We start from the raw sequence: 17,167 nt of genomic DNA on the forward strand, positions 1-17,167 counted from the left end.
GCGATAATATTTCCAATAATTAAAACTTCTGCAATAAATTTATTATCCCGGTGTCGCACTGCTACAACATGGGCGGGCGCGCGCGGCGGCGGGTTTCCAGCCGGCCGATCGGCGAATCCATCAGCGAGTACCATGAACGGCGCCTGCATGGATTCCCGCTTTCGCCTCTTTTGCCGATGACTCGCCGATGAACGCTTCCCCGCTCCTGGTTCACGAAGACGGTCCCGAGGGCGTCTACACGCGCGGTACGGGCGAGGCGCGCGAATGGTGGCGCGTCTCGCTCTCGGAGCGCGTGAACATGTTTCGCATCGAGCACGGCCACGCGGATGTCGCCACGGGCGCGGTGGACATCGACACCGTGGTCGATCTCGACAACCTCGGGGCGAAGCTGCTGAAGTGGCGCCGCGAAGGCTTCGTCGCGCAAGCCGACCGCGAGGACGAGGCGCGGGCCGCCGAAGCGGGCAGCCGCTTCGCCGCCGAATTGCGGCGCGCCGCGGCGGCTGCGCAGGCGGCGCGCGAGGCTGGCGAGGCCAGAGAGGAAGCGCGGCCCGAGGGCGCGGCCGTGCAGACCGTCTGTATCGGCAAGGTGGCGATGCCGCTCGCGCAGGCGCGTTCGCTGGCCTCGCAGGCGCTCGTGCCGCGCCTCAACGACGCGTATCTCTTCACGGCCCGCACCGACGACATCGCCCTCGACATCGTCGAGAACCGCCGCGTGATGCTGATCGGCCACACGGGCTCGGGCAAGACCAGCTTCATCGAGCAGGTGGCCGCGCGCACGGGCCACGGCGTGCTGCGCGCGAACATGAACGGGCAGACCACCATCGGCGACTTCGTCGGGTTCTGGACCGTCAAGGGCGGCGAGACCGTGTGGGTGGACGGCGTGCTGCCCGTGGCGATGCGCGAGGGCCATTGGCTCATCATCGACGAGCTCGATTTCGCCGAGCCCGCCATTCTTGCCGTGCTGACCGCCGTGCTCGAGCCCAACGGCAAGCTGCTGCTCAAGGAGCGCGGCAACGAGATCGTGACGCCGCATCCTGCGTTTCGGCTGTTCGCCACGGCGAACGCGGTGGGGGCGATGAGCGCCTTCCGGCACCTGTATCAGGGCGCGAATCTGCTCAACGAGGCCTTTCTCGACCGCTGGCGCGTGTACTTGTTCGACTATCTGTCGAAAGATGAGGAAGCCGAAGTATTGCGCCGGACCTTGCCGCAACTCACGCCCGCGCTCGCGCAGACGTTGGCCGCCATTGCCGCCGATTGCCGCGCCGCGTTCGCGCGCGAGGACCTGGCGAGTGCGTTCTCCACGCGGCGTCTGATCGACTGGGCCGAGCTGATGCTGCGCACGGGCGACGCCGAGCGCGCCGCGGGCCCGTCGATCTACGCGAAAGTGAGCGCCGAGGACGCGGCGCTGATTCGCAGCATCATCCGTCATCACGCGGTCTTCGACGCCGATCCGGGCGCGGATGCGGCGGCGGGTGGGGCGCGCTAGAAGCGGACCGCCCGTCATGGATACCGCCCGGCTCGACGATCTCGAAGCGCGCCTCGGCAAGCTCGCGCGGGTGCTGACCGGCGAGCCGCGCCTCGCCGTGTCGATTGGCGCGGGCGGCCCGCGCGTGGAGCGTGGGCGCTTTGTGTTGCCTTCGCATGCCGCTGAATCCGCGCAGTCCGGGCAGTCCGCAGCACCATCCGGCGAATTCACCGAAGCCGACGAAGACTTGCTGACCGGCTATCTCGACCTGCTGGCGGCGCGCTGGCGTCATAGCGCACAGCCTCGGCTCGACGTTGCCGAAGCGGGCGTGACGGGGCGCATTGCGCAGGCCGTCGAGGACCGGCGCGTGCTCGCCCGGCTCGTGGCGGCTTATCCGGGCGCGCGCCGTTACGTCGAGCGGTTGCGCGCGCAGCTCGCGCGCGACGCGTCGCGGCGCTGGGGCACGCTCGCGTGGCGCGAGCGGCTCGTGTGGAGCATCGAGCGCGCGCTCTGGGGCGAGCCGCCGGGCGCGGGCGAGCGCGATGCGGCCTCGCTGGCGGCCGCGCTGCGCGTTCTGGAAGGCCCGAACGGGCCGCTCGCGGCGGCGCGCGCGAGCCGCTCGACCGGCGAGAGCGTGCGGGCCGCGCAGGCCATCGTCGCGGGCGTGCGCTCGCTCGCTTCGCGCGGCGCGAACAACATGATGCAGTCGGCGCGCCCGAGCGAAGCGCTTGACGACGAAACGCTCGCACGCGAACTCGACGACTTCGGCGCGCACGACGACACCGACTTTGCCTCGACGCTCGACGACGCCGATGCAAGCGCCGAGGCAGCGCGCCAGCCCGGCGCACTGGCGCTGGACGCGGCAAGCGAGGCACTCGGCGACGCCGCCTCGGTGCCCGGCGCCACGCTCTCCGACGCCGATGCCGCGCCGCCGCGCGCGGCCGCTGGCGAGGCGCCGTTCGCGAAGCCGGTCCGCTCGATCCCGCTCACCACGGCATTCGACGTCGTGACCGACCTCACCGGCAGCGGCGACGCCACGGCGTGGCGCAAGCTGCGCACGCTGGCGCGCGCGGAGACCGGCGCGCTCAAGGCGCATCTCGAACGCGTCCTGAAAGCCGACGAGCTCACGCACTGGAAGCGCGAGCAGGAGCGCGGCGAGATCGACCGCGCGGCGCTCGCGCGGCTTGCGACCTCGCGCGGCTATCGCACGCCGTTTCGCGTGGCCACGCACGCGAGCGGCCGCGATGCCGCCGTGACGCTGCTGCTCGACCTGAGCGGATCGATGGCGGGGCGCAAGATCGAGCTCGCGCGGCTGTGCGCGGCCGCGCTTGCCGACGCGCTCATGCAGCTCGGCTTCGACTGCGAAGTGCTCGGCTACAGCTCGGTCGAATGCCCGGAAATGCGCGCGCAATTCGAGCGCGCCCGCGCGGCGGGCACGGACTTGCGCCGCTACAACCGCTTCGTGGAGCGGCTCGATCTGCGCGTCTTCAAGCGTTTCGGCGCGGGCCGGTCAAACGATTCGTACGATGCAAGCGGCCTCGCGGCCATCGAGTGCGGCCACGAGAATCCCGATGGCGAGGCGCTCGCGTGGGCCGCCGCGCGGCTCATGGCGCGCAAGGCGCGGCGGCGCCTGCTTTTCGTGCTCTCGGACGGCTACCCGTCGACGAGCGACGGCGATCCCGCGGTCCTGCGCAGCGACCTGCACGCGCGCGTGGCCGAGGTGGGCGAGCAGGGCATCGAGCTCGTCGGCATCGGCATTCAGGACGATGCCGTCGAGGCGTTTTATCCGTACGCCGTGGTCGTGCGCAAGCTCCACGAACTACCCGCTGTGGCGTTCGCGACGCTGAGCCGGATGCTCGCGCGGCGCTCGCGTCGAGCTTGAGCGCGGCCGGCGCGTTTCTTGCCGCGGGCGCTCGCGTGTTATACCTTGTCTCACGTGAACAGACTCTAGCCACGGAATCGATACTTCGGTCATGCCAGCCCCCGACCCGAGGACCCGCGAAGATTACGACCGCCTCTACTACCGGCTCGATCTCGAGCCCGGCGCGAGCGCGGCCGAAATCAAGCACAACTACCGGCAGCTCGCCCAGATCTTCCATCCCGACAAGTGGCGGCATCCGACGCCCGCGTCGCTGCACTGGGCCTCCGAGCAATTCAAGAAGATCAAGGAAGCGCGCGAGGTGCTGGAGGACTACTGGTCCGTGCATCACGAGGCGCCGGCGAGCCGCGTGGTCCTGAGCGATGCGCAGCTCGGCCGCGAGCGCGAGCAACTGCGCGAACTGCAACGGCGCCGCGAGCATCTGCACGGCGAGCTAGACGCGTTGCAGAGCGCCAAGCTGCGTGGCCTCGCCGAGTTCGCGCGCATGCAGACCGAACGCGAGCGCCTGCTCGGCGAACTCGTGCGCCTGCGCGAGGAAGCCGTGCGCGAGCGCGCGAGTGCCGCCGCTCGGCGCGAGGAGGAGGCGCGGGCATTCGGCACGGCGCAGGCAGCCGGTTCCGCTGATCCTGTTTCCGGTGGTGCTGGCAACGGCAGTGGCAATGGCGCGGGCAACGGTGCTGGCAATGGTGCTGGCAACAGCGGCGGCAACGGTAACAACCACGGCGCGGGCCTCGCACCAGTCGAACGACACGCGTTGCGCGACTTCTTCTTCTCGCGTTTCGACGATCCCTCGCGCGGCTGGCTCATGAGATTGAGCGGCATCGTCGTGATGCTGATCGTGCTCTTTGTCGTGGCCCACAAGATCGTCTTCAGCGTATTCAGCGCAACGGGCTCGTGGCGCTGGCTCGGCGAAACCTTGCAATGGCTGCTGATTGCGGCGGGCGTGGTGCTGGTGGGCGGCTTCGCATGGGCGCAGCGCACCTTCTATCGGGCCGATCACGCGGGGATCGAGCACGGCATGCCGCTGCCCGCGCGCGAAACGTGGGAGCGCGTGAACGCGGCGCTGCGCGGCACGGGACGCCATGGCGCCGAATGGCGTATCGAAGCCGGCGAGTATCTGCCCCGCGACGCGGGCTTCGAACTGTGCGCAGTCCTGCGCTATTCGATGGCGCGGCCCGGCGAGCGCGCAGCGCATCAGGCCGTGACCTTCCGCTGCCATGCACGTGCCATGAGCGCGGGCGAGACGCGCATCGGCTGGAATTTTGGCGTGCGGGCGCCCGTGTGGTGGCTCCCGCCGGCGGCGAAGGCCGTGCGCGATTTGCGCAAAAGGATCGAGACGGATCTCGCGGCGCGCTTCTGAGCGCGCCGTTATTAATCCCTTATTACACGGCTGTAACGCCGCGGTTGCGTCATTGGCGCGCTGCCGTGAATTTGTTCAGAAGACCTGACGAAATACCCAATACAGCACGGCGGCCAGCGCGATCGAGGCGGGCAGCGTGAGCAGCCAGGCCAGCGCGAGATTGCGCACGGTCGACCACTGCAGGCCCGAGCCATTGGCGGCCATCGTGCCCGCCACGCCCGAGGCCAGCACGTGGGTGGTCGAGACGGGCAGGCCGTAGGCGTCGGCCATGCCGATGGTCAGCATGGCCACGGCTTCGGCGGAGGCGCCTTGCCCGTAGGTCAGATGCTGCTTGCCGATCTTTTCGCCCACGGTCACGACCACGCGCTTCCAGCCCACCATCGTCCCCAGCCCGAGCGCGATGGCCACGGCCACCTTGACCCACGTGGGGATGAACTTGGTGGCGTGGTCCATCTGCTTGCGAAACGCGTCCAGCGTGGCGGCGTCAGCGGCGGAGAAGGCGGGCGCATGCGCTTTCTCCATCAGCCGGATGGCCTCGGACGCGACGTACATGTTGTTGCGCACGTTGTCGACGATCACTTGCGGCACCTGCGCCATCGATCCCGAGAGGCCCACCTGGTCGCCGATGGTGTCGGTGAGCGCGCGCAGTGCGGGCAGCGTGGCGGGCCGCAACTGGTGCGTGCTTACGTAGGCTTCGACTTCGGCGCGCGGATTGTCGGGCGGGGCTTCGGGCGCGTAGTGCACCAGCGTGACCGAGGCCGCGCGCGCGGCGGCCACGAACGCATCGGTCTGCTCGGGCGTGACGGCCTTGTTGAGCGCATAGACGGTGGGCACGACGCCGATCAGGATCAGCATGATCAGCCCCATGCCTTTCTGGCCGTCGTTGGAGCCGTGCGCGAACGAGACGCCCGTGCAGGTGAGAATGAGCAGCGCGCGGATCCAGAGCGGCGGCGGCTCGTGCGCTTCGGGCTCGCGATAGAGGCGCGGCGCGCGCACGCAGAACTTCAGCGCGAGCAGCAGCAGCGCGGAGAGCACGAAGCCCACCACGGGCGAAAACAGCAGCGCCTTGCCGACGCCCAGCGCCTGGGTCCAGTCGACGCCGGAGGTGCCCGAGGGGCCGCTGAGCCACTGGTTCATGATGCCCACGCCGATGATCGAGCCCACCAGCGCATGCGAGCTCGACGAAGGCAGCCCGAGATACCAGGTGCCGAGATTCCAGAGGATGGCCGCGATCAGGAGTGCGAACACCATCGCGAAGCCCGCGTGGCTGCCCACTTGCAGGATCAGCTCGACGGGCAGCAGTTGCAGGATGCCGAACGCGACCGCGCCGCTCGAAACGAGCACGCCGAGAAAATTCCATGCACCCGACCAAATCACGGCGGTATGCGGGTCGAGCGAGTTCGTGTAGATGACCGTGGCGACGGCGTTGGCGGTGTCGTGAAAGCCGTTCACGAACTCGAAGCCGAGCGCGATGATGAGCGCGATGCCGAGCAGGACGAACGGCAGCGCGGAGCTTGTCTGCACCGGGCGCAGGTCGACGACGAGATGATCGATAACATAGACCGCGCCCGCGGCGATTACGAGAAGGAAGAGCGCGGCGGCGAAGCCGCGACGGCGCGATGGCGCCGTGCGCGGCGAGGATAAGGGAACGTCCGGCATGGATGTACGCTGATGGTTGGGCTCAGGAGCCTCACGCGCTGCACGATGAAACGCCATGTGCCGTGGCGCCGCGAGCGGCGGCGCCGAGGGCGGCGGCGCCGAGGGCGGCGGGCGCGTCGAGCGCGCCAGAACCGGGGCGGCTCGATCGAGACGTGTCAGTGTCGCACAATGGCCGAATCGCGGGAGCCCGAATGACGCCGTGTCGAGCTCTTTTCGATGCCGCGCGCCCGCGTGACGCGGGCGCGCGGTGATTTGCGTCGTATTGACGCGTAGAGGTGTGGCTGGATGTTCTCAGACGTGCGTTGCTTGGCCCGACCTGCGCGGCCCGACCTGCGCGGCGCGACCTGCGCGGCCCGACTAGAACAGCAACGCGATGCCCGCCATGCCGACGAACTGCGAGTGCGTGCTCGAAGGCGTGCTGTTCTGCGAGTCGCCCACCGCCGGGCTCGCCTCGACGATATCGCCCGCGCCGTTCGCGCCCAGCGTCTGGCCGCTCGCATGCTGATAGCCCTCCAACGCGTAGAGCGAGGTACGCTTGGAGAGGTGATACGTCTCCTTGAGCGAGACCTGCTGATAGCGCGCCGCGCTCGTGACGCCGTTGGCCTTCGAGGCCAGCGTGTACGCGTAGCCGCCGCCCACGTCGAACGCGGGCGAGAAGCGATACGTGGCGAGCGCGGCCCAGGTGTTGAAGACGGCCGTGGTGCCGAACAGCGACTTGCCGCCCGCGAGGTATTCGACGTTTGAATACGACGCGCCCAGCATCAGATTGCCGATCGTGTAATTGCCCGCCACGGCCACGTGCTGCACGGCGCGCGCCGACACATAGCCCGTATTCAGCGACGACCGGCCGAAGCTCGCCGTCGACGAAGTGTCGAAGCCGCTCGTGAGCGCGGCGTTGTCCATGCGCAGGTAGCCCGCCGCGAGCGAGACCGGGCCGTTGGCGTAACGCAGCGCCGCGCTCCATGTCTGGCCTTTGCCGGTGCTGCCGGCGATGCCGCCGAACGCATACATGGCACTCGCCTGCAGGCCGTACCACGTGGGCGAGGTGTAGATCGCCGAATTGTTGATGCGCACGGTGGTGTCGAGTCCGTCGATGTCGCCGGGGTGCGCGCCGGTCGCGCCCGTGAGCCAGTTGCTGCCCGTGAGCGGACCCACGAACTGATAGTAGGGCGTGTACTGGCGGCCGAGCGTGAAGGTGCCCACGCTGCCGTTTTGCAATCCCACGTAAGCCTGGCGATTGAAAATCAGCCCGTTCGACTGGAGCGCTCCGCTGTTCGGATCGAAGCCGTTTTGCAGATCGAAGATCGCGAGCGTGCCGCCGCCCAGATCCTCCTTGCCTTGCAGGCCGAACTTCGAGGCATAGACGTTGCCTTGGCGCAGGTAGACGTTCGAGTGGCCATTCTGGTTGTTGATGTAAGTAATCGCGTCGTCGACTGCGCCGTAGAGCGTGACGCTGGACTGTGCGAATGCAGGGCTCGCGATCAGTGCGGCGCCCGCCGTTACGAAAATACCGGGGCCGAAGCCAGTCTTCTTCATCGTCGTAAATCTCCGTTATTGGCAGGATTGCTAATTTGTTTTCGTGTATCGCCGATCGATGCGGCGGTTTGCTTGAACGCGCGCTGCGTGCGGCACGGATCGCTCCGTGCCGCCTTTTGTTGCGTGATGGATGCCGCTCGGGGTGCTTGCTGGGGGCTTTATCCGGCGCTTTTCTTATTCGCCGTCCTGACGCGCGGCGCGTGAGCGCTGGCGCGCCTGCGCGGCCAGACGCACCGCGGCGTTCGGCGCGCCATAGCCGTCATAGCCGCCGCGCCGCTCCACCAGTTCCAGAAAGAAGCGCTGGTCGAGCGTTTCCGTGTAGGCGTGCAGGAACTCGCCGCCTTGTTCGTCGCGGTCGTAGAGGAGGTGGTGCTCGCGCAGCGCGTCGAGGAACTCGGCGGGCAGCGCATGGCGTGCGTCGAGATCGTCGTAGTAGTTGGCCGGCACGCGCAGCAGCGGCACCCCCGCCGCCTCGAATTCCGTCACGGCGCGGAAGATGTCGCCGGTGCTGAACGCCACATGGTTCAGGCCGGTGCCGTGATAGGCGCGCACGGTCTCGGCGGTGGCGGTGTGCGGATCGACCGAGGCGTTGAGCACCATGCGCAAGCCACGGTCAGCGCTAAAGAGCGCGCGGCTGCGCACGAGGCCATAGGGATCGGGCAGCAGGACAGCGGCGCTCGCCTGCAGGCCGAACACCGCTTTGAGGAACAGCACCCATGCGTCGAACGAACCGGCCGGCAGTGAAAGGCTCACGTGATCGATGCCCGTGATGGGGCCGACCTCCGTGGGACCGTCCACATCGGTGAGCACGAAGTCGGCTTCGAAGAGCGTCGGCTCGCCGGGTCGTTCGTTAACGAAGTAGTTAAGACTGCCGTCCGGCGCCTGGACGGCGGGCACCACGCGCTCGTTGGGACCGAGGCGGCCCGAGAACGGCTGATAGCCGAAACCCGCCGCGCGTTCGAGCGCGAGGCGCGCGTCGTCCACGTGCAAGGCGGAAGCGCACAGCGAAAGCCCGTGGCGCTGGAAGAACGCATCGGCGAACGAATCGGGCTCGGCGTTCAGCACGATGGCCGCCGAGCCATGCTGATAGAGCGTCACGTCCTTCGAGCGGTGCTGTCCCGCGCGGCGGAAATGGAGTTTTTCTAGCCAGTTGGCTACGCGCTCGCGGGCGGCGTCGTCCACCGCGAATTCGAGGAACTGCCATCCCGCGTGAGCCGGTGCGGCAGGCGGATGGTAGAGCGGCCTGGCAGCCGCATCGGCATTGCCCAGTGCGTCGCGCGTCAATTCCTGAAGCAGCAGCAACGAACGATTGCCGTCCGCCGCCGTGGCCGCGGGCGGCGCGCCACGAAAGCCGTCGTTGAAGATTTCCAGCGAAAGCGGGCCCGTATAGCCGCTTTTCACGACCTGCGCCGTGAAGTCCGCGAGCGCGAAATCGCCCTGGCCCGGAAAGCAGCGGTAATGCCGGCTCCATTCGAGCACGTCCATGTGCATCTTCGGCGCGTCGGCGATCTGCACGAAGCCGATGCGTTCGCCCGGAATCGTGGCGATCGCGTCGGGCGTGTCGTCGAGCGAGAGCGTGTGGAAGCTGTCGAGCGCGAGCGTGAGGTTCGGGTGATTCACGGCATCGACGAGCTTCCATGCGTGGCGGTACGTGCGCACGTGGCGGCCCCAGGCGAGCGCTTCGTAGCACGTCACCACGCCCGCTTCGGCCGCGGCCTGCGCGAGCTGCCCTAGCTGCTCGATAGCGAGCGAGTCGTCGCCGATCGTGTCGGGCGAGACGCTGCTGCAAACCAGCAGGCGGTCCGTGCCCAGCTCGTGCATCAAATCGAATTTGCGCTTCACGCGCTCGAGGTTGCGGGCAAGCCGCTCGGCGCTCACGCCCTCGAAGTCGCGAAACGGCTGATACAGCACGATGGCGAGCCCGAGATCGGCGGCCATGCGGCGGACGTCGGCGGGTGAGCCTTCGAAATAGAGCAGATCGTTTTCGAAGATCTCCACGCCTGCGAAGCCCGTGGCGCTGATCGCGGCGAGCTTTTCCGCGAGTGTGCCGCTGATCGAGACGGTCGCGATCGAGCGGCACAACGGGGCGAGGGTTGAAGCGAGTGGCTTGGACATGGCGTGGTGATGCAACGGTATGAACGATAAGCAACGGAACCAGCAGGTGCAGCAGGACCAACGGACCAGCGGCGCGGGTTTTCGCGCCCCGGAGGCGTGCGCCGCGAATTCGGCGCGGCCGCAAGCGCCGCCGGAGTGTTGTCAGGATAATAAAACTAACTAGTTAGTACAAATTCTCGGAAACCCCAGGATGACCTGAGCGCGCGTGCGCGGCACACTGGCGGCCATGCGTGGGGTGAGCGTGTTGGCTGCGATGCAGGGCGAATGCGCTGTCAATGCCGCAAAGGCCGCGCAGTGCTTATATGGTTTTCGCGTCGTGCTCGCGCAGTTCTCGTGTCGTTCTCGTAGGGTTGCCGGGTTTGTCGAATGTTGTTTGTGTATGTGTGGGGAGCGCCTGATGCAATTGCCGTCGGTACTGGTCCTGAACGGGCCGAATCTCAATCTTCTGGGAACGCGGGAACCCGCGATATATGGGTCAGAAACGCTGGACGACGTGGCGCGCCTGTGCCGCGAAGCCGCGCAGCGGCTGGAACTCGAAGTCGACTTTCGCCAGTCGAACGCCGAGCATCAGTTGATCGACTGGCTGCATGAAATGCGCACGCGCGTCGACGGCATCGTCATCAATCCCGCCGCTTATACGCATACGTCGCTCGCGATTGCCGATGCGCTTTCGGCCATCGCGAAGCCCGTGATCGAGGTCCATATCTCGAACGTCCACAAGCGCGAGGCGTTCCGGCACCATTCGTTCGTTTCGCCGATCGCCGAGGGCATCATCGTCGGCTGCGGCACCCAGGGCTACGTGCTCGCGCTCGAACGCATGGCCACGCTGCTGGCCGGGAAGGTGTCCAGATGAGCCCGCAAGGCAACACGAAACCACGCACGAAACCGCGCTCGTTCCTTTGCGGGCTGATCGGCAAGGGTATCGGCGGGTCGCTCACGCCCGCGATGCACGAGAAGGAAGGGCGCGAGCTCGGCTTCAACTATGTGTATCGGCGCATCGATCTCGACGCGCTGGGCCTCACGGCCGACGCGCTGCCCGAGTTGCTGCTCGCCGCGCAGCGCATGGGCTTCGACGGCCTGAACATCACCTATCCGTGCAAGCAGGCCGTGATCCCGCTGCTCGACGAACTGTCCGACGACGCGCGCGCGCTCGGCGCCGTGAACACGGTGCTGTTCCGCGACGGCAAGCGCATCGGCCACAACACCGACTGGTCGGGCTTCGCGAGCGCGTTCCGGCGCGGCTTGCCCGACGTCTCGCTCGAATCGGTCGTGCAACTGGGCGCGGGCGGAGCGGGCGCGGCGGTCGCGCATGCCGCGCTGCAGATGGGGGCGCGCGCCCTCGCGCTGTTCGACGTGGACCCCGCGCGCGCGCAGGCGCTCGCCGACGAATTGCAGGCGCGCTTTCCTGCGGCGCGCGTGAGTGCGGGCGGCGATCTGGAGGCGACGCTGGCCGCCGCCACGGGCCTCATTCACGCCACGCCCACCGGCATGGCGAAATTGCCCGGCTTGCCGCTGCCCGCCGAGTATCTGCACGCGCACCTGTGGGTGGCCGACATCGTCTATTTCCCGATTCGCACGGCGCTGCTCGAAGCGGCCGAGGCGCGCGGCTGCCGCATCTTGAGCGGCGGCGGGATGGCGGTCTATCAGGCCGTGGACGCGTTCCGGCTCTTCACCGGCCTCGAGCCCGACGCCGAGCGCATGTATGCGCATCTGCAGTCGATGCTGGCGCAGGACGCCGGCCAATAACGCATAGATAACCGATAGATAGCCGATAGCCGATGACCCGCTGTTCGAGTCGCCTCGGTCATCGACGGTTGGAATAGTCAGGAGAGAGACATGGCACCACCCGTATCCACGGGGCGCGACGCGCCTACCCTTGCCGCGACGCCCGCAGAAGGCGCGTTGCGGCGCTCGAAGGCGCGCTACAAGATCCTCGGCCTGCTGGCCGTGGGCACCATGATCAACTATCTGGACCGCACGGTGCTCGGCATCGCGGCGCCGCAGCTCACCAAGGAGCTGGGCATCAACGCGGCGCTCATGGGGCTGCTCTTCTCGGCGTTCTCGTGGAGCTACGTGGTCGCGCAGATCCCGGGCGGCGTGTTCCTCGACCGCTTCGGCAGCAAGCTCACGTATTACCTCGCCATGACGTTCTGGTCGCTGTGCACGCTCGTGCAGGGCTTCGTCGGCGGCGTGGGGGCGCTGCTTGCGTGCCGGCTGGGTCTCGGCGTGGCCGAATCGCCATGCTTTCCCACCAATAGCCGCGTGGTGGCGACGTGGTTCCCGCAACAGGAGCGCGCGTTCGCGACCGGGACGTATACGGTGGGCGAGTATGTCGGCCTCGCGTTCTTCAGCCCCTTCCTGTTCGCGCTGATGGGCGCCTACGGCTGGCGCTCGCTGTTCTACGTGGTGGGCGGCGTGGGGCTCGTGTTCGGGCTCGTCTGGTGGTGCTTCTACCGCGAGCCGCACGATCATCCGGGGGCCAACCGCGCGGAGCTCGACTATATCGAGGCGGGCGGCGGCCTCGCGAAGCACGACCGCAGGCATGACACGAAAGCCGATACGAAGACCGATGCGGACAACGCGCAAGCCGCCGAAGGTACGAGCGAAGGCAAGGACGCAAGCCAGCGCGGCTTCGACTGGCGCATGGCCGGCAAGCTGCTGCGCCGCCGTCAGCTCGCGGGCATCTGCCTCGGCCAGTTCGCGGGCAACTCCACGCTCGTGTTCTTCCTCACCTGGTTCCCGACCTACCTCGCCACCGAGCGTCACATGGGCTGGCTCAAGATCGGCTTCTTCGCGATCATGCCGTTCATCGCCGCCTCGATCGGCGTGATGTTCGGCGGCACGTTCTCGGACTGGATGCTGCGCCGCGGCTTCTCGGCCAACGTGGCGCGCAAGCTGCCGATCATCGCCGGTCTGCTGCTCGCCTCGTGCATCATTCTCGCGAACTTCGTGCAGAGCAACGTGACCGTGATCGCGATCCTCTCGGTGGCGTTCTTCGCCCAGGGGATGGCCGCGCTCGGCTGGACGCTCGTGTCCGATATCGCGCCGGCCGGCATGCTCGGCCTCACGGGCGGCATCTTCAACCTGGCGGCCAATCTTGCCGGCATCGTCACGCCGCTCGTGGTCGGGGTGATCGTGGGCGCGACGGGCTCGTTCGTCTGGGCGCTCGCGTTCATCGGCGCTATCGCGCTGGTGGGCGCCGCCTCGTACATCTTCGTGGTGGGCGACATCAAGCGCATCGAGCTATAAAGGCCCATGCGGCTCGCGGATGGCGAGAGCGCCGGATCGCCCGATTGTCCCCGATTGTCCCGCGCTTGTCCCGAGCACTGGCGGCCGCCGGGGCCCGCCCGGACGGCCTTCAAGGGACGCCGGGCGGGGCTCCGTGCGAGGCGGGACGCGGCGGCGCCCATGCTAGAATCGGCCGCATTCCTTCCCACTCGCGCTCCATAAAAAATGGCAAGACCGGCGGCTTCGGCCGAAAGCAACGACGCTCAATCCGAAAGCCGGCGCAAGTACGACCCGGAGCAGACGAAGCGCAATATCCTCGAAGTCGCGACCGCCGAGTTTTCGGCGATGGGTCTCGCGGGCGCGCGCGTGGACCAGATCGCCGAGCGCACGAATACCACCAAGCGCATGCTCTATTACTACTTCGGCAGCAAGGAAGGGCTGTACGAAGCGGTGCTCGACAAGGTGTACGCCGACATCCGGGCGCTGGAGCAGGACCTGCATATCGACGAGCTCGATCCCGAGGCGGGCCTGAAGCGCCTCGTCGAATTCACCTTCGACTATCACGACCGCCATCGCGACTTCGTGCGCCTCGTGACGATCGAGAACATTCATGGCGCCAAGTACATCGAGCGGCTCAAGACGTTCCGCAGCCGCAACGCCAGCGTGATCCGCACGATCGAGGACCTGCTCGCGCGCGGCGTGAGCGCGGGCGTGTTCCGCGACGACATCGATCCGATCGACCTGCATTTGCTCATCAGCTCGATGTGCTTTCATCGGGTGAGCAACCGCCATACTTTCGGCGCGGCGTTCGGGCGCGATCCCTCGCATCCGCGGTTGCGCGCGCGGCACCGTGAGATGGTGGTGGATGCGGTGGCGAGGTTTGCGCGCAAGGGCGGCTGAGCGAGGGTTTTCGCGGCGTGGCCTCGCGCGAAGCGAAAGACGGAATGCCGGTTGGCTCGACAGCGTAAAAGGGCTGAATCATGTTCCGCTGTTTCAGGCAGTACGTCGCGCATCGGTGTTTCCAGATCAAGACAGCTGTTCAGGCGGGCTGTTGCGTGGTCCCACCATGAGCGTGGTTCGGGTTTCGCTGAAGTTGCCCTGATACACTTGTTCGGCGCTCCGGCGGGTGTGCCTGCAACCTTGGTTGTGCCGCCGGCCCCGCAAGCCCACAGCCTCCGGATCCCCAGATCATGACTCGCGCCGCCGCCCGCAAGACTGCAGCATCCCTTTATCGCGGCTCCCAAAAACACAAGAATCGTCCTGTCGAAGGCCCAAAGGGAACGCTTTGTCCCGAATGGACCCATCAGACCCGCAAGGGCAGCTTCGCGACCGATCCGTACCGCCATTGCTGGCAAGAAACCGAGGCTCACCGGATGTTCAGTGAGGCGGTCGTTTCTCCCGACGGGCGCCGGCGCTTTGCCACGGCACGCGGTATCGCCTTTGAGGCCAAACCGACTGCCGACGGCACATGGCATGGCTATCCTGTTCCGTGGGAGAGCGTTCCTCCTGAGATCTGCGAGGAATGGCTCGACGCCGGGAAGGTATCGAGACGCGATTTGAGGGTGTGCCGCCCGACGCATGCCGGCGATCTGCACTGGGCCTTGAATAGTGACCTGTGATGAGTGAATTCATTTCGTTTGGTTCGCCTGACCGGTTCGAAATCGCAGCTCGGTGGTCGACCGATCGGGAACAACGCGCACGGCTGCCTTTGGAAGAGGGATGGTCCACCGGGGACCTCCGCATCACGGTCGGCGGCCAGGTGCTGACTGAACACAGGTTTGGCGCTCAGTCGAAGGATTATCTGTCGTGGTACCTCTCGCCCGTCATCCAGTGGCTGATGGCTTCGTGGACCTGGCTTTTGCACGAGCAAGGGTACGCCTGGTTGGATAAATCCGGTGGCCCTGCCGCAGTCTCGACGCTTGCGGCGCTCGAACGAACGATTGCCTCGTCGAACCAGGCCGGGCGCGACCTGTACCGCAACACCCAGGCCTGGTGGCACAGGCACGCGCTCCGGGCGGCAGACTCCAGTGCACTCTATCCGGACATCTATTTCCGTCGCGTCGCTGACGATATCGAAATATCGTGGCTTGACCGGCAACCTGCGTATGCGCCCGATGGTTTTGCGCTGAACTTGTTGCCCGGATATGCAACGCTTCCGGTGCGCGCGGTGGCCGAGCCTTTATGGCAATTCCTCGATTGGGCAACGCAGTCCGCCAAGGTGGCGAACGAGGGCGACAAGGCCAGCGTCGATGCGCTCAGGAAAGCATTCGAGAATCTGAAAGGCACACCCTTCAGCACGCTCGAGCTCCGGTACGTTGGGGAACGTGTTCAGGCTTTGCTGGAGCACGCGCGCCAGGCGGTCGGCTTCGAACATGAGATCGAACTCGTCGACGACATCCCCGCGATCGAGTTTCTCGATTCCGCCGTGTTGATGTTCGGCGGCACCCACGTGAATATGGACGAGCCCGATATTCGGCGTCTGGTCGAATTCCTCAAGACGCAACGAGGCGGCATGGAAAGCGATGCCGTCGCGGCTTTGACGATGAATCCGGCAAACGAGGCATGGCTGCAGCCATACGAGGAAGGCTATCGGCTCGCAGAGGAGGTGCGTGATGAACTGCGAATCGAGCCTGAACAACTTTATGTCGATATCGAGCGGGTGCTGGACGACCTGGGCATTCGCGTGGAGGACGTCGAACTCGATACCGACGCGATACGCGGCGTCGCAGTTGCGGGAGAGGGTTTCTCTCCGGCGATTCTGGTGAACAAGAAGAGTCCGTATAACGTCAACGATGCCGGGCGCCGCTTCACGTTGGCCCATGAACTGTGCCATGTCCTCTTTGACCGCACCCGCGCCAAAAGGCTGTCGCATCTGAGCGGGCCTTGGGCTTCCGCACGAACAGAAAAGCGGGCTAACGCGTTTGCCGCGATGTTCCTGGCATCGGCTGGCGCAATCAGTCGGTCGCTTGGCCCTTTGCGTGGCCGCTCCACCGAGAGCGAAGTGCGCAATCTGGCAAAGAGTGTCGGCGTCGGCTTTTCGGCGCTCATCGAGCATCTCTACAACGTCAACCTCATCGATGATGCCGAGCGAGAGCGGCTGAGAAATAAAAGCCTGGAGACGGGCACCGGGCAATGAGACCGGTGTAATCCACTCCTGCCCGGGTATCGTCCCGGGCAGCGGGCAAGCTCAAAAAACAACACACGGGACACCGCGCCAGCGCACCCTGTTCTTCCCTTATCCCATAAAAGTACCCGGACGCATTACACTACGCCCCGGATGCCCGCCGCCCGGCTGCCCGTCGCCCGGAAGCCCGGCCGACGGGCTTTTGCCAGGTCGTCTGTACGCTCGCGCGCTGCGCAGGCGCCGGGCGTCTTCCCTTGCCAACCGGATAAGGCCACGCGTAATGAGCACAGCCATGCCCCGTTCCGGCTCAGCCGGACTCCCGAACCAGACCCACGGCCGCTACACACTCGGAACGCGCATCATCTTGAGCTTCGGCCTGCTGTTCGTGCTGATGCTCGTGATGGCCGCGATCTCCTGGGACCGCCTGCGCACCATCGACGAGGAAGCCCTGAGCCTCACGCGCGATTCCGTGCCGGGGTTGTTCTATTCGACTTCGCTACGCTCATCCACGAAAGAGGTCTATAGCCTCGTCGAGCGCGCCGCCTTCGTCGAGCCCGATGCAGCGGGCATCGCGCGCGTGCTGGGCGAACTGCCCGCCGCCGCCCATCAGGTCGATCAGGACGCCACGCACTACGAGGCCACGTTGTTTCGCAGCGACGACCGCACGCGCTACCAGCGCTATCACGAAGCCTACGCGCGCTACCTGCCGCAGTTGATGGCCGTCGCGCGTCAACTGCCCGCGCAGCGCGCGGCGGCGCAGGCCGCGTTCATGCAGATCGACGCCTCGTGGCAGGACGTGGT

12 protein-coding genes and 1 pseudogene are annotated in these 17,167 nt (G+C 66.7%); 10 read left to right on the plus strand and 3 right to left on the minus strand.

The window, feature by feature from the left end; all coding sequences use genetic code 11:
- Positions 1-187: 187 nt before the first annotated feature.
- The 3 genes from U5775_RS05510 (at position 188) to U5775_RS05520 (ending at position 4,704) form a co-directional block, all read left to right on the plus strand.
- Positions 188-1,486, plus strand: a complete 1,299-nt coding sequence (locus U5775_RS05510) for an AAA family ATPase (RefSeq protein WP_322057109.1) — start codon at positions 188-190, stop codon at positions 1,484-1,486.
- Between the two features lie 16 nt (positions 1,487-1,502).
- Positions 1,503-3,347 (plus strand): cobaltochelatase CobT-related protein, encoded by a 1,845-nt coding sequence (locus U5775_RS05515; RefSeq protein WP_322057110.1) that lies wholly within the window; start codon positions 1,503-1,505, stop codon positions 3,345-3,347.
- A gap of 91 nt (positions 3,348-3,438) precedes the next feature.
- A complete protein-coding gene (locus U5775_RS05520) occupies positions 3,439-4,704 on the plus strand; it encodes a J domain-containing protein (protein WP_322057111.1) in 1,266 nt (421 codons plus the stop codon).
- Between the two features lie 75 nt (positions 4,705-4,779).
- On the opposite strand, the gene U5775_RS05525 is transcribed toward U5775_RS05520, so the two are convergent.
- The 3 genes from U5775_RS05525 to U5775_RS05535 all read right to left on the minus strand — a co-directional run bounded on the left by U5775_RS05525 (position 4,780) and on the right by U5775_RS05535 (position 9,981).
- Positions 4,780-6,363, minus strand: coding sequence for an inorganic phosphate transporter (locus U5775_RS05525; protein WP_322057112.1), 1,584 nt, complete (start codon positions 6,361-6,363; stop codon positions 4,780-4,782).
- Positions 6,364-6,720: 357 nt separating this feature from the next.
- Positions 6,721-7,899 (minus strand): porin, encoded by a 1,179-nt coding sequence (locus U5775_RS05530; protein WP_322057113.1) that lies wholly within the window; start codon positions 7,897-7,899, stop codon positions 6,721-6,723.
- A gap of 174 nt (positions 7,900-8,073) precedes the next feature.
- The gene (locus U5775_RS05535) at positions 8,074-9,981 is read right to left on the minus strand and encodes a bifunctional sugar phosphate isomerase/epimerase/4-hydroxyphenylpyruvate dioxygenase family protein (protein WP_322057194.1); all 1,908 of its coding nucleotides are present in this window, start codon (positions 9,979-9,981) and stop codon (positions 8,074-8,076) included.
- A 430-nt stretch (positions 9,982-10,411) separates the two neighbouring features.
- Here U5775_RS05535 and aroQ point away from each other — a divergent pair, with 430 nt between their 5' ends.
- From aroQ to U5775_RS39410, 7 genes and pseudogenes are all read left to right on the plus strand, one after another.
- Complete coding sequence (aroQ, locus tag U5775_RS05540) at positions 10,412-10,867, plus strand: type II 3-dehydroquinate dehydratase (RefSeq protein ID WP_322057114.1); 456 nt, start codon at positions 10,412-10,414, stop codon at positions 10,865-10,867.
- On the plus strand, positions 10,864-11,760 hold the full coding sequence (locus tag U5775_RS05545) for a shikimate dehydrogenase (protein WP_322057115.1): 897 nt from the start codon (positions 10,864-10,866) through the stop codon (positions 11,758-11,760). Before aroQ ends, U5775_RS05545 begins: the two co-directional genes overlap by 4 nt.
- Before the next feature lie 90 nt (positions 11,761-11,850).
- Positions 11,851-13,263: an MFS transporter gene (locus tag U5775_RS05550; RefSeq protein WP_322057116.1), complete on the plus strand. Its 1,413-nt coding sequence runs from the start codon at positions 11,851-11,853 to the stop codon at positions 13,261-13,263.
- 204 nt (positions 13,264-13,467) lie between these two features.
- Positions 13,468-14,142 (plus strand): TetR family transcriptional regulator, encoded by a 675-nt coding sequence (locus U5775_RS05555; protein ID WP_322057117.1) that lies wholly within the window; start codon positions 13,468-13,470, stop codon positions 14,140-14,142.
- A gap of 290 nt (positions 14,143-14,432) precedes the next feature.
- Positions 14,433-14,861 (plus strand): hypothetical protein, encoded by a 429-nt coding sequence (locus tag U5775_RS05560; RefSeq protein WP_322057118.1) that lies wholly within the window; start codon positions 14,433-14,435, stop codon positions 14,859-14,861.
- Entirely contained in the window at positions 14,861-16,378 is a 1,518-nt protein-coding gene (locus U5775_RS05565; RefSeq protein WP_322057119.1) for an ImmA/IrrE family metallo-endopeptidase, read from the plus strand. The genes U5775_RS05560 and U5775_RS05565 overlap by 1 nt, the downstream gene beginning before the upstream one ends.
- Before the next feature lie 388 nt (positions 16,379-16,766).
- Positions 16,767-17,165 (plus strand): annotated as a pseudogene (locus U5775_RS39410) (methyl-accepting chemotaxis protein); the annotation flags it as partial.
- Between the last annotated feature and the right edge of the window lie 2 nt (positions 17,166-17,167).

It is taken from the genome of Paraburkholderia sp. J63 (assembly GCF_905220245.1).
In the GTDB taxonomy this organism is placed as follows: domain Bacteria; phylum Pseudomonadota; class Gammaproteobacteria; order Burkholderiales; family Burkholderiaceae; genus Paraburkholderia.